Raw genomic sequence first — 13920 nt, forward strand, 5'->3', positions numbered from 1 at the left:
TCTTTTTCAGATTGTCAATCTGAAAGCTAGAATTTTTTACGGATACCACTCGATAAGGAGCTTTTCAATGTTAGAAGAGTATAGAGTGTCGTTTTAACTACACTCAAGGTTTGGAAGAATAGATATAAATTTTGGTTAAGGGGATGGATAAAAGAACTGTAATGAAGGTTGAAAAAATTAAAGATAAAAAATAAAAGGGTAGGGCTGGCACTATGTATGAAAATAAGGTATGATATCAATGGGGTTATTCGCTATTTGTTTTTGAGCTGTTGTGACAAGGAAATGTCAAAAAAGTATTAGATACCAGCCCCTTTATTTATAATAAAGGATTTAAGACTCCTAGAATTAGCAAAGGAGAATCAGATGCACAAGATTTTATTAGTAGAAGATGATCAGGTCATTCGTCAACAGGTCGGGAAAATGCTCTCTGAATGGGGATTTGAAGTGGTTCTGGTAGAAGACTTTATGGAAGTTTTGAGTCTTTTTGTCCAGTCGGAGCCTCATCTGGTCCTCATGGATATTGGTTTGCCCTTGTTTAATGGTTATCACTGGTGTCAGGAAATTCGCAAGATTTCCAAGGTCCCCATCATGTTTCTGTCTTCGAGAGACCAGGCTATGGATATTGTCATGGCAATCAATATGGGGGCGGATGACTTTGTGACCAAGCCTTTTGACCAGCAGGTTCTTCTAGCCAAGGTTCAGGGCTTGTTGCGTCGTTCCTATGAGTTTGGGCGTGACGAGAGTTTACTGGAATATGCCGGTGTTATCCTCAATACCAAATCCATGGATTTACATTATCAAGGTCGAACCTTGAATTTGACTAAGAACGAATTCCAGATTTTACGTGTTTTATTTGAACACGCGGGCAATATCGTAGCGCGTGACGATCTGATGCGAGAACTTTGGAACAGTGACTTTTTCATTGATGATAATACCCTCTCAGTTAATGTGGCTCGTTTACGTAAAAAATTGGAAGAGCAGGGCTTGGTAGGATTTATCGTGACCAAGAAAGGGATAGGGTACGGACTGAAGCATGCTTGATTGGAAACAATTTTTTCTAGCCTATCTGCGCTCCCGTAGTCGTCTGTTTGTCTATCTGCTTTCTTTGGCATTTCTGGTTTTGCTCTTTCAGTTTTTATTTGCCAGTTTGGGAACTTACTTTCTCTACTTTTTCCTCTTGTGCTGCTTTGTAACCATCTTATTTTTCACTTGGGACATATTGGTGGAGATGCAGGTCTATCGCAAGGAACTTCTCTACGGAGAGAGGGAAGCCAAATCTCCTTTAGAAATAGCTTTAGCAGAAAAATTAGAAGCGCGTGAGATGGAACTCTATCAGCAAAGGTCAGATGCCGAAAGAAAACTGACGGATTTGCTGGATTACTATACCTTGTGGGTCCATCAGATTAAGACCCCCATTGCAGCCAGTCAGCTCTTAGTTGCAGAAGTAGCCGACCGACAACTGAAGCAGCAATTAGAACAGGAAATTTTCAAGATTGACTCCTATACTAATCTAGTTTTACAGTACCTGCGTTTAGAAAGTTTCCATGATGATTTGGTCTTAAAGCAGGTTCAAATTGAGGATTTGGTCAAGGAAATAATTCGTAAATACGCTCTTTTCTTTATTCAAAAAGGACTAAATGTCAATCTACATGACCTTGATAAAGAAATCGTGACGGATAAGAAGTGGCTGCTAGTTGTCATTGAGCAAATTATTTCAAACAGTCTCAAGTACACCAAGGAAGGTGGTCTGGAGATTTATATGGAAGGGCAAGAACTCTGTATCAAGGATACAGGAATAGGGATAAAAAACAGTGATGTCCTCCGAGTCTTTGAACGTGGATTTTCAGGATATAATGGCCGCCTAACCCAGCAGTCATCTGGACTTGGACTTTACCTATCTAAGAAAATTTCTGAAGAACTGGGGCACCAGATTCGTATCGAGTCTGAGGTCGGAAAAGGAACGATAGTACGGATTCAGTTTGCTGACATGAATCTAATAATTGAGTGAGCATAGACGAAAAGAGACTGGGGGAAAACCATTTTTTACAGGGATTGAGTTTTTACACAATCTCTTTTTCCTATATTTCAGGATATTTGAAAATTGTATTTTAGAAAAATAATAATAGAGTTCTTGATACGGGATATAGTATAAATACTGGTTCAAAGTGAAGTTTTGTATGCTTTATACTTTTGTTGAGTATAAAATCTATAAACTAAGGGTGAATTACAAAAATTAATTTGAGATGAAGTGAATTGTAGACTTGGGAAATGTCTCCTATTCGATTTCAGAATGAATCGTTGATACAGGATTAAAAGAACTACAGCTTTCTTTTTATTTTGAATGAGATAGGTGTATATAGATTTGTGTAACTGGTGTAGAACTGTTTCCAAGAATTTATTGAATGTATCGAATACACACATTCTATTGATTTTGAACCAGTTTTTAATTTCTAAATGTTATAATAGTTTTATCAAGTAAAAGGAGACTGCCATGATTGGAGACAATATAAAATTCTTACGAAAATCACATAATCTGATATAACCAGAATTTTCACGGATTGTGGGTGTGTCACGAAATAGCCTAAATCGTTAGAAAAACTGAAAAAGCTTACTTTCAATAGAAGTATTGGAAATATTCATTTTACATCTATCAAAGAAACATGGGATAGACCTATATTTTACAAAATAGCAAATTATATTTTGAATGATAGTAAAAACTGCAGTACTTGTGTGATTTACAATTATTGCACTCAATGTCCGAGTATCGCACTATCTGAAATAGGGAATAGTAGAGATTGTTCTGCGATATGTAAAAAAACGCATTAGCAAGGAGTATCGTATATGCTTCCATATCTTAAAACTATTAGATGGTATTTATTCTTTAATTTTCTTTTTGGTGTAGTATCGAATATCTGCACAGCTTTGTTACCGTATTTCACGCAGGCATTAATCAAAGGAGATTATCAAGTAGCTCTATATGGTTACTCTATGTCAGTGGCAGGCTATTTGAGTTGTAACTATATCCAAATGATACTTGATTGGAAGCAGGGGATTATCTTTTCGACTACTTTGAAAAATGAGTGGTTTCGTTCACTTCTGGGACTCAGTCACCACGATTTCAAGCAGAAAACAGTAGCAGAGTATATTTCCTATCAATCTAATGACCTAGATTCGTTGGAAAAGGATTACCTTCCTCCATTGATGAGTTTTATCAAACAAATTTTACGTATCATCATTTACGCTTTCATTATTAGCAGAACAATTAATCCTATTGTATCACTGATTTTAATCTTTTCCACTGGAATTAGTATTCAAATTCCTAAAATCGTTGGGAAGTTGATCGCTAATCGTAGACAGGTTTACTTGAAAAAACAAGGAGATTACTATCGAACCTTGGAGGATTTGCTCATGGGACATCATTTGGTAAATAAACTAACTATGTCGCATTTTTTGAATCAACAAAAGAGCTCTCTAAAGAATTTGCAGGATAAGTATTTTAAGTATGGTTTGACAAAAATTACAGGCATCTTATTGACAGGTGTTTCTTTTGAATTCATTAGTCTTGTTCTGTTTATTTATTTAGCCTACTCTCTATCTCACCAGCAACTCGGTATTCCTGAGGTGGTGGCGAGTTTCGGATATATTAATGCTTTTTCTGAACCAATACAGGAAATCCTTTATGATTTACAAATGTTAGAGTCCGTAAAGCCTGTAATCAAGAGTTTTCAAAACATTGTTGGGAGACCCGTTTCAGTTCAAGCACCTCAACATTCTTTTGATACGATTACTTTGAAAAACATTTCCAAACAACTGGGAGAATCAAAATTGATAATTACTTCCGCTACGATTCAAAAAGGGGATAAAATTGCGCTTATTGGTAAGAATGGGTCTGGAAAAAGTAGTCTTCTCAACATTTTAAATGGAACAGATGAAGATTTTGAAGGACAAATTGTGCTAGATGGGCTTGTTTTGGACCATCTTTGGGGAAGATTCGGTATGATTCTGCAACAAGAACATACATTTATTTCGAGTTATGAAAATAATGTAACGCTATTCAATAGTTTCAATGAAAAATTCAGAGAAGAAGATTTTGAAAAAATTCCACCACAATCCCTGTCAGGTGGTCAGCAACAACGAATGTATTTAAATCGTGAGAAAAATCGTAAAAATCCATTGCTTATCCTAGACGAACCTTTCTCTGCCCTGGATACTAATCAGTTTAAAATGGAATTGGAAAGAGTTCTGGAACTACCAAGTGCCGTCATTGTTACTTTACATCGCCAAAACGAATTATTAAGTAAGTTTGACCAAGTTTGGGAAATTAAGAATGGAGAACTTGTAATTTTGAAATAGCTAAATTATAAAGAATAAAACGCATAGTATCAAGGTTCAGGAGATACCGTTTTTCCTTCTTCGGATAAGGAAACAAAAATTTCTTGCTGCATCTATCTATTCAATTGAGAGATTTCTTCAGAGAAAAACTGTAAAATTTTTGATATAATATGGAGGATGGACTGACGGATACTTAAAAGATAATTCTCAAAAGAATAACAGATGAGAAGAAAAATATGTAAGACGGGACAGAAGTCTCTCTACCATCATCCATGCAGAAACAAGATTATATGAAATAAAAGGAGTAACCAATGAACGGAAATTATTCAACACGTGAATACCGTGAAAAATTATACGATGATCTTCATGTTAGATCGAGAGATACAGCGATTTTGATGTGTGCGATTTTTATTGCCTCTATCGGTCTAAATATGAATTCAACAGCTGTTATTATTGGAGCCATGTTAATTTCACCTCTCATGACACCGATTGTTGGACTGGGATTCGGTTTAGCTATTTTTGATACGCGTTTAATCAAGCAATCTCTAGAGGTTTTATTGACTCAAGTGTTGGTCAGTTTGCTTGTCTCGACTCTGTATTTCTGGATTTCTCCCTTGTCTTATGCAAGTAGCGAGTTGATCGCACGAACCTCTCCAACCATTTGGGATGTTCTCATTGCTATTGCTGGTGGGATTGCTGGTGTGATCGGTTCAAGGAAAAGAGTTAGAAAAACCAACAACACCAAGTCTTGAAGCTTTTTGGGATTTACGGCAAAATTTCTTTGCTTGTTTTCTTTCCTTTTTCTGGTTGGGATCGTTATGGATGGCACTAAACACATTATGGGAAAAGGTTGAGAAAATTTCCTCAGAAATTATTTGGTGGAATTTGTTTCTACTCTTGGAGCGGCAGGAGTTCTCTTTGGAGAATTTCATGCCATCCAAGATACCAGTCTGAATGATGTGGTGGACCGGATCTATATAAATGTCAAGGATTTACCGTTTCAGTCCTTGGGAGCTTTAGCTAATATCCTGTCTGATGTTAAGAAGGGACTGATTCAAGACAGTCATATCTGGTCTTTCTTCCAGTCATTTTTCAAACAATATCAGTTGATAATCAGCTTAAATCAGATCTATCAGTTTGTCTATCTTTCTCTGATGGAGATCATGTCCTATCTTCACTTTGATTATTGGAAAAAACGGCTCGGTCAGGAGCTAGTATGAATAAGGAGAACAAATGAGACGTTTAAAAATGTTATGGCATATTATACAGGTTACGGGTTTTACTCGGTTTGCTCTGAGTTTTGTGACCTTTGTTTTTGGGTCAGGAGGCGTGCTTTTCCTAGTTGAACCTGCTATCACAAATTACGGAGACGGTCTTTGGTATGCTTTTGTGACTTCGACGACTGTCGGCTACGGGGATCTCCTAGCTGTGACCTTGATTGGAAGGATTACCAGTGTCTTCTTGACGATTTATGGGCTCATATTTTTTGGCTGTTTATCAGCTGTTATTATTAATTATTATACCGATTTAAATAAGGAAAGAGGAGAGGACAAATGACTGCCAATTATTCAACACGGGAATACCGTGAGAAATTATACGATGACCTTCATGTTCGATTGAGAGATACAGCGATTTTGATGTGTGCAATTTTTATTGCCTCTATCGGTCTAAATATGAATTCAACAGCTGTTATTATTGGAGCCATGTTAATTTCACCTCTCATGACACCGATTGTTGGACTGGGATTCGGTTTAGCTATTTTTGATACGCGTTTAATCAAGCAATCTCTAGAGGTTTTATTGACTCAAGTGTTGGTCAGTTTGCTTGTCTCGACTCTGTATTTCTGGATTTCTCCCTTGTCTTATGCAAGTAGCGAGTTGATCGCACGAACCTCTCCAACCATTTGGGATGTTCTCATTGCTATTGCTGGTGGGATTGCTGGTGTGATCGGTTCAAGGAAAAAAGAAGCAAACAATATCGTGCCAGGAGTAGCCATTGCTACAGCTTTGATGCCGCCTATCTGTACTGCTGGCTATGGTTTAGCTAATGGGAATGTACGATTTTTATTGGGGGCTCTCTATCTTTTCTTGATCAACTGTGTCTTTATCATGCTAACCAACATTGTTGGAACAAGAATTATGATGAGAAAATCTCCCTTAAGTTCATTTAAAGAGCTAAATATTAAAATGAGAATAGGGTTGACATCCTTGATTGTATTATTGATTCTTCCAGCCAGCTATTCAGCAGTCACGCTGACGATAGATCAAGCACGAAAAGAAGGAATCAAACAGTTTGTAGGAAAAGAGTTCACCAATCACACGGTCATTAATCAAGTCTACAAGTCAAGGGACAATGAATTGGTCTTGACGGTTGTTGGAGATCCGATTTCAGAAGAAGAATTGGAAACGCTCCACCAAAAACAAGCCTCTTACGGTATTCAATCTGTTCAATTGAAAGTCAACCAAGTTCATAATTCGACAAAATTAGACAGTGAAGCGACCAAGGAATTTTATGAAACCATTAACAAGTATATCGATCAAAAACTCTCTGAAAAAGATTCACAAAACGATCTCGTAAAAGAAAATGAAGCAGACAAGGAATGAGGATATTGACCTTGTCTAACTCATGAAAGCAAATCTTGTGTGGTGGTTTGACCAATCACTACTAGCTCAGGTTAAATAATACTCTTCGAAAATCTCTTCAAACCACGTCAGTGTCGCCTTACCGTACTCAAGTACAGCTTGCGGCTAGCTTCCTAGTTTGCTTTTTGATTTTCATTGAGTATAAAATATAAAAAGCAACAGCTGTTTCAGTTGTTGCTTTTTAGCTAGCTAGGATTTTATCTCTTATTTCTCAACTCGTGATTTGTTGGCGATATCAGCTAGGATAGCTTGAACAAAGTCATCAACTGAGACAGTTTGTGTTTCTTTTTGGCCGTAGCGGCGAACATTGACTGTTCCGTCTTCCATTTCCTTGTCCCCAACAATCAATTGGTAAGGAATCTTGCTGGTTTGTGAAGCACGGATCTTGAACTGCATTTTTTCATTGCGCTCATCCACATCAGCACGGACCCCACGGTCACGGAGTTTCTTAGCTACTTCCCAAGCGTAGTCTACGTGTTTTTCGTTAGATACTGGGATGAGGGTTACTTGGTGTGGTGCAAGCCATGTTGGGAAGGCACCCTTGTAGTTCTCAATCAAGATCGCTGTGAAGCGTTCCATAGTTGAGATAACCCCACGGTGGATCATAACTGGACGGTGCTCTTCACCATCAGCTCCGATGTATTTGAGGTCGAAGCGTTCTGGAAGCAAGAAGTCAAGCTGGATAGTAGAAAGTGTTTCTTCTTTACCAAGGGCAGTTTTAACCTGGATATCCAATTTTGGTCCGTAGAAGGCTGCTTCGCCTTCGGCTTCAAAGTAGTCCACACCCATTTCATCAAGAGCTGCACGAAGCATAGTTTGGGCATTTTCCCACATCTCATCGTTGTCAAAGTACTTGTGAGTATCTTGAGGGTCGCGAAGAGAGAGGCGGAAGCGGTATTCAGTCAAGTTGAAGTCTTCATAAACATCGATAATCAACTGAAGAGCACGTTGGAATTCTTCTTGAATTTGTTCTGGAGTCACAAAGAGGTGACCGTCGTTGAGGGACATTTCACGTACACGTTGAAGACCAGTCAGGGCACCAGATTTTTCATAACGGTGCATCATACCGATTTCGGCGATACGGATTGGCAATTCACGGTAAGAGTGAACATGGTGTTTGAAGACTTGGATGTGGTGTGGGCAGTTCATTGGACGAAGGACAAATTCTTCCCCGTCACCCATATCCATAGTTGGGAACATGTCTTCTTGATAATGATCCCAGTGACCAGAAGTCTTGTAAAGTTCAACAGAAGCAAGTGGTGGAGTGTAAACGTGTTGGTAGCCAGAAGTCAACTCCTTGTCGACAATGTAGCGTTCCAATTCACGACGGATAGTCGCACCATTTGGCAACCAGAATGGAAGTCCTTGACCAACCTCTTGTGAAATCATGAAGAGGTCAAGCTCTTTACCAAGTTTACGGTGGTCACGTTCTTTGGCTTCTTCACGCATTTGGAGGTAGTTTTTCAAGTCTTTCTTGTCAAACCAAGCTGTACCGTAGATACGTTGCATCATAGCGTTGTCGCTATTTCCACGCCAGTAAGCACCGGCTACATGGAGAAGGTGGAAGATTTGGATGCGGCCTGTTGATGGGACGTGAGGGCCACGGCAAAGGTCTACATATTCACCCTGACGATAGATAGTCAAACCACCTTCGTCTTCAGAGTGTTCTTCAATCAATTCCAACTTGTAAGGGTCATTTTTGAAGATTTCACGGGCTTCATCTTTGGTCACTTCTTCACGAATAGATGGGAAGTTTTCTTTGACGATTTTTTGCATTTCTTCTTCGATACGAGGAAGGTCTTCGTTAGAGATTTGACCAGCTGTGTTGTCAGTATCGTAGTAGAAACCATCTTCGATGGCTGGACCAACTCCCAAGTGAATGTCTGGGAACAGACGACGAGCTGCTTGGGCGAACAAGTGAGCGGCTGAGTGACGCAAGATTGGAAGGGCATCTTCGTGATCAGGTGTCACAATTTCGATGCTTCCATCTTCAGTGATAGCACGAGTAGTGTCGATAAGTTTGCCGTTGAATTTACCAGCCAAGGCCTTTTTAGCTAGGGAATTGCTGATAGATTGGGCAATTTCAAAAGTAGTAACGCCAGATTCGAATTCACGAACAGCGCCATCTGGGAAAGTAATGTTAATCATGATGTTCTCCTTACTTATATTATTTACGAATATGTTAACCCTATTCTGAAAACAGGGACAGAGGATTGTAAAAGCTAGAAAAACAAAAAGCGACCTCCTCGAAAGGACGTCGCAACGTGGTTCCACCTTCATTTATGTACCTCAAAAGAGAGGGACACCTCTGATTGGCTCTAACGTAGCCACCGTTTTATGTTTTCATAAAAAACTCAAGAGTAGTATCAGTTTAGGCCTCCTATGCGTTTCCAGCAACCACGCACTCTCTAGTAGAAAGGGACTAAGTGACTTGTCTCTATGGATTATTATAGCATGATTGTGAGATTTTTCAAGATATTTGTAGATTTTTTTGAATTTTCTTCATTGAAAGAGTGCCTGCTATGCTCTGTTAGGAGTAATGTGAAATCATCTTTTTGATAAGTCTTTACCTTGATAAAAGTAGTGTTCTGGATTGAGTAAGAGTGGGTTAGATGTCACTCTTATACAGTATTTTTTGTTATAATATTAAAAAGATATATAAGAGGAAATGAGGAGAAAGAATGACAAAAATAGCTCTTCTTTCAGATATTCATGGAAATACCACCGCCTTGGAGGCTGTTTTGGCAGATGCTCGGCGGCTAGGAGTGGATGAATACTGGCTTTTGGGAGACGTTCTCATGCCAGGGACAGGGCGTAGAAGGATTTTGGACTTGTTGGCTCAACTACCGATTACAGCTAGAGTTTTGGGAAACTGGGAAGATAGTCTTTGGCATGGTGTCCGCAAGGAATTGGATAGTACTCGTCCCAGTCAACGCTATCTCTTGCGCCAGTGTCAGTATGTTTTAGAGGAAATATCCCTAGAAGAAATCGAAACGCTCCATAATCAACCTCTCCAGCTTCATCGTCAGTTTGGGGATTTGACGGTGGGAATTAGCCACCATCTTCCTGATAAGAACTGGGGGCGAGAGTTGATTCATACTGGAGCGCAAGAGGATTTTGACCGCTTGGTGACCAATCCCCCTTGTGATATTGCTGTTTATGGTCATATTCACCAGCAGTTGCTTCGTTACGGGACTGGTGGGCAATTGATTGTCAATCCGGGTTCAGTTGGCCAGCCTTTCTTTCTAGATGCCCAGTTGCGGAAGGACTTGCGTGCCCAGTATATGATTTTGGAGTTTGATGACAAGGGCTTGGTAGATATGGACTTTCGACGGGTAGACTACGATGTGGCAGCTGAATTGCAGTTGGCTAAAGACCTCAAACTTCCCTATTTTGAGGTTTACTATGAAAGTCTGGTCAATGGTATCCATCATACTCACAATCAGGAATTTTTGAGAAAATTAGCTCAGAAAGAGGGCTACGATAGGGAGTTAGATGCCTGGTTGAAAAGTGGTAATGATTGACATTACAACTAAAAAGGGTATAATAATAGAAAAAGAAGAGTAGAGGCAGGGTAGCCTCGTAAAAAGGAGAAGAGGATGCAAATTCCAAGTAGATTTACCATTGCGACTCATATGCTGATAATCATTGCCCTCAAGGGGAAGGAAAGCAAGGTGACCAGTGATTTTCTGGCTGCTAGTGTCGGGGTCAATCCAGTCATTATCAGAAAGACCTTGTCCCAGTTGAAGAAGGCAGAGCTGATTTCAGTAGCGCGTGGAACAGGGGGAACAGAGATTGTTAAGGATCTCAAGGACATTAGTCTTTTAGATGTTTATCAAGCGGTCGAGTGTCTTGGTAAGACAGGTCAACTCTTTAGTTTTCATGACAATCCCAATCCAAATTGCCCTGTAGGAGCTCATATTCATGATGTTTTGGATCAAAAATTGGAGAGAATTCAGTTGGCTATGGAGGCTGAACTTGGTCAGACCAGTTTAGAGCAAGTTGTGGCCGATGCAGAGAGTCAAATGAAGGATTAAGAGGGATAGATGCCTGCAAATGAAATGTCAAAACACTGCTAGAGAAATCTGGCAGTGTTTTTTGAGATTGCGTAGAAAAAACTCCTGGGAAATTCCAGGAGAGTATGAGTGGTTATTTAAACTTGAATCCTTCGTATATAAGCTCTGCTTTTGGATTTTGTTTCTTAATCTGTTTGGCAAGTGACTTCATCATAGAAAGAGGACCACACATATAGACGCTTGCATGTTCGGGCACTTCTTCTTGATCAAAATTAAGATAGCCGTCTTTCCTACTGTCTACTAGATAGAGTTCAAAATTAGGATTTTTCTGAGCATAGTCACGGAGTAAATCTAGATAGACTGCATTTTCCTCTCCACGGAAGCTATAGAAGAAGTGAACCTGTTTATCTAAAATAGGATGTTCACGGATGTAAGAGATGAAGGGAGTAATCCCAATGCCTCCAGCAATCCAAACTTGATTTTCTCGTCCTTCTTCTATGATCATGTGTCCGTAAGCTCTGTCTACGCTTACTTTGCTGCCGACTTGAAGATTGTCATAGATATTCTTGGTATGGTCGCCTGAATTTTTGACAGTAAAGTAAATAGTTTGACCGTGACCTCCTGAGATAGAAAAGGGATGCGGAGCACTTTCAAAACCTTCTTGGAAAATCTTTAGGAAGGCAAATTGTCCTGCTTGATAGTTGAAAGGTCTGCTAAGATGGATTTGAATTTCTATAGTATCGTGATTTAAGCGTTTGAGATTGGTAATTTTCCCTAGATAGGGGAAGCCAATCTTTTGATATAGAAAAATGATATAAAAACCAGCTAGTAAGCCTAAAAGGGCATAGCTACCAACAAGAAAACTTAGAAGATTAAATGTGAGAAGACGATTGCCCATCATCATGTAGACGTGAAAGAGTCCAAAAATATAGGCTAGGTAAACCAGGCGGTGAATCCATCGCCAAGCTTCGTATTGGATGTATTTGCCTAAATAGGCGACAAGGATGATACTGATAAAGATATAGATGGCAAGATTGCCAAACTGAGCAGCTAAACGAGAGCCCCACAAACCGCCCATACTAAAGTTATGAAAGATGAGTAGGATGACGGATAGAAAGGCTGTGAATTTGTGGACGGTGTAGACCTTCTCCAAACCGTGAAACCAGCTTTCTAGTAGGGGGAGACGAGTGGCTAGGATAAAAGTCAGAGATAGGCTTGTTAAAGCTAGTCCTGGAATCATGAATTGGGGAGAAGTGTTCATCCAAGCAAAAAGAGTCAAGATAAAACTAGCTATGATAAAGAGTAGTCCTTTGATTGATTTCATAGAAAATTCCATTTCATTTAGATTTTGATTTGTTGTAAACAAATTTGTTACATTTTATCATAGAAAAAGTATGGTGTCAAATTGAGATCTATAAATGTTTACTATCATAAAAAAACTCTCCAATTGAACTGGAGAGTGGCTGTTTATACTCAATGAAAATCAAAGAGCAAACTAGGAAGCTAGACGCAGGCTGTACTTGAGTACGGCAAGGTGAAGCTGACGTGGTTTGAATTTGATTTTCGAAGAGTATTATTCTGCAGCTTGTTGCCAACGTTTGGCTAACATATGAGACAGGCTAGAAATGGCTAGGTTAAAGCTGAAGTAGATGAGGGCAATCAGGATATAAAGACTAAACACTTGCTCTGGTTCGAAATAACGGCCCATGAGAATTTGGCTAGCTCCAAAGAGTTCTTGTAGGGCGATAACAGAGTAGAGGAGGCTGGTATCCTTAATTACGGTTACAAACTGAGAAATGATGGCTGGCAACATTTTACGGATTGCTTGTGGGAGAATAATGTAGTAGAGGATTTGCGCAGAAGTAAATCCCTGAGACATTCCTGCTTCGTATTGTCCCTTGTCCACAGCATTGAGACCGCCTCGGATAATCTCAGCTAGGGCTGCTGATGTAAAGAGGGTGAAGGCAGTGATTCCTGCTGGTGTTGACTTCATCTTGAAAACCAAAAAGATGGTGAAAATCCAGAGGAGGTTGGGAACGTTACGCACAAACTCGATGTAAATGCTGGAGATGATTCGTAAGACAGGATTTTTGCCATTTCTCATGACGGCTAGCACCGTACCAATGAGGGTAGAGAGGATGATGGCAATCAGAGAAATGTAGAGGGTCAAGCCAAATCCTTTAAAGATAAAGACTAGGTTATCTGGGGTCAAAACTTCTAAAATAGATTCCATAGTAACCTCCTAAAGTGAATAGGCTTTTTTGTTGGCTTGCTCCATCTTGCGACCAAACTGGGCAACAGGGAAGCAAAGAGAAAAGTAGAGAAGGGCAGCGCCTAAAAATGCTGGAATGTAGTTTCCGTTAAGTGCCGACCAAGACTTGGTCACAAACATCAAGTCTACACCAGAAATGATAGCGACTGTGGAGGTATTCTTGATGAGGTTAACAATTTGGTTGGTCAAAGGAGGGAGAATGATACGGAAGGCTTGAGGCAAGATAATCAAGCGCATGGCACTGATATAGGTAAACCCTTGCGACAAGGCGGCTTCCATCTGACCGATAGGAATAGACTGAATGCCTGAGCGAATAACCTCAGCAATATAGGCACCGTGATAGAGTCCCACGCAGAGAACGGCTGTCCAATAAATCGGAATCATGATGGTGTGGTCACTGATAAGAGGTAGACCATAAAAGACGATAACAAACTGCACCAAGAGGGGAGTGTTTTGGTAAAACTCCACAAATATGCGAGCCAAAATTCTCAATATCGGACGTTTACTGGTTGACATGGCTCCGAAGAAGATGCCCAAAACCATGGCGAGGATAAAGGATCCAATTGCTAGGGCAAGGGTGAAGAGGAAACCATTGAAAAATTGTCCAAAATCCTGAAAATAGGCTGTCCAAGATGATAAATCTGTCATGTGGTATCCT

Annotated in this window: 12 protein-coding genes and 3 pseudogenes; 10 read left to right on the forward strand and 5 right to left on the reverse strand. The window is 39.7% G+C overall.

The genetic code is table 11. The features are described 5' to 3' along the window. The first annotated feature begins 363 nt into the window (after nt 1-363). The 8 genes and pseudogenes from D7D53_RS01300 to D7D53_RS01335 all read left to right on the forward strand — a co-directional run bounded on the left by D7D53_RS01300 (nt 364) and on the right by D7D53_RS01335 (nt 6935). The gene (locus D7D53_RS01300; protein ID WP_120769883.1) at nt 364-1041 is read left to right on the forward strand and encodes a response regulator transcription factor; all 678 of its coding nucleotides are present in this window, start codon (nt 364-366) and stop codon (nt 1039-1041) included. Then, the gene (locus tag D7D53_RS01305) at nt 1034-2008 is read left to right on the forward strand and encodes a sensor histidine kinase (protein ID WP_120769884.1); all 975 of its coding nucleotides are present in this window, start codon (nt 1034-1036) and stop codon (nt 2006-2008) included. Before D7D53_RS01300 ends, D7D53_RS01305 begins: the two co-directional genes overlap by 8 nt. Nucleotides 2009-2841: 833 nt before the next feature. Continuing rightward, nucleotides 2842-4353, forward strand: a complete 1512-nt coding sequence (locus tag D7D53_RS01310) for an ATP-binding cassette domain-containing protein (protein WP_061589905.1) — start codon at nt 2842-2844, stop codon at nt 4351-4353. A gap of 290 nt (nt 4354-4643) precedes the next feature. Next, nucleotides 4644-5054: pseudogene (locus D7D53_RS01315) on the forward strand (DUF389 domain-containing protein); the annotation flags it as partial. Beyond that, nucleotides 5053-5286: pseudogene (locus D7D53_RS01320) on the forward strand (TMEM175 family protein); the annotation flags it as partial. The pseudogenes D7D53_RS01315 and D7D53_RS01320, both read left to right, overlap by 2 nt. After that, a complete protein-coding gene (locus D7D53_RS01325) occupies nt 5211-5552 on the forward strand; it encodes a hypothetical protein (RefSeq protein WP_000397556.1) in 342 nt (113 codons plus the stop codon). The pseudogene D7D53_RS01320 and the gene D7D53_RS01325, both read left to right, overlap by 76 nt. 13 nt (nt 5553-5565) lie before the next feature. Beyond that, complete coding sequence (locus D7D53_RS01330) at nt 5566-5889, forward strand: potassium channel family protein (protein WP_001253404.1); 324 nt, start codon at nt 5566-5568, stop codon at nt 5887-5889. Beyond that, nucleotides 5886-6935, forward strand: a complete 1050-nt coding sequence (locus D7D53_RS01335) for a DUF389 domain-containing protein (protein WP_120769886.1) — start codon at nt 5886-5888, stop codon at nt 6933-6935. Before D7D53_RS01330 ends, D7D53_RS01335 begins: the two co-directional genes overlap by 4 nt. Before the next feature lie 243 nt (nt 6936-7178). On the opposite strand, the gene thrS is transcribed toward D7D53_RS01335, so the two are convergent. Next, complete coding sequence (gene thrS / locus D7D53_RS01340; RefSeq protein WP_120769887.1) at nt 7179-9122, reverse strand: threonine--tRNA ligase; 1944 nt, start codon at nt 9120-9122, stop codon at nt 7179-7181. Nucleotides 9123-9162: 40 nt separating this feature from the next. Beyond that, a pseudogene (locus D7D53_RS10300) lies at nt 9163-9371 on the reverse strand (hypothetical protein). Between the two features lie 284 nt (nt 9372-9655). On the opposite strand from D7D53_RS10300, the gene D7D53_RS01350 reads away from it, so the two are divergent. After that, on the forward strand, nt 9656-10498 hold the full coding sequence (locus tag D7D53_RS01350) for a metallophosphoesterase family protein (protein WP_120769888.1): 843 nt from the start codon (nt 9656-9658) through the stop codon (nt 10496-10498). Between the two features lie 75 nt (nt 10499-10573). Continuing rightward, entirely contained in the window at nt 10574-11011 is a 438-nt protein-coding gene (locus tag D7D53_RS01355) for an Rrf2 family transcriptional regulator (protein ID WP_001166795.1), read from the forward strand. A 112-nt stretch (nt 11012-11123) separates the two neighbouring features. Here the strand turns inward: D7D53_RS01355 and D7D53_RS01360 are convergent, their stop codons facing one another. The 3 genes from D7D53_RS01360 to D7D53_RS01370 form a co-directional block, all read right to left on the reverse strand. Beyond that, nucleotides 11124-12314 (reverse strand): ferredoxin reductase family protein, encoded by a 1191-nt coding sequence (locus tag D7D53_RS01360; RefSeq protein ID WP_162927860.1) that lies wholly within the window; start codon nt 12312-12314, stop codon nt 11124-11126. 249 nt (nt 12315-12563) lie between these two features. Next, nucleotides 12564-13223: an amino acid ABC transporter permease gene (locus tag D7D53_RS01365; RefSeq protein ID WP_120769890.1), complete on the reverse strand. Its 660-nt coding sequence runs from the start codon at nt 13221-13223 to the stop codon at nt 12564-12566. 9 nt (nt 13224-13232) lie between these two features. Then, nucleotides 13233-13910: an amino acid ABC transporter permease gene (locus D7D53_RS01370; RefSeq protein ID WP_120769891.1), complete on the reverse strand. Its 678-nt coding sequence runs from the start codon at nt 13908-13910 to the stop codon at nt 13233-13235. Between the last annotated feature and the right edge of the window lie 10 nt (nt 13911-13920).

The sequence above is a fragment of the Streptococcus gwangjuense genome (assembly GCF_003627155.1).
GTDB lineage: Bacteria > Bacillota > Bacilli > Lactobacillales > Streptococcaceae > Streptococcus > Streptococcus gwangjuensis.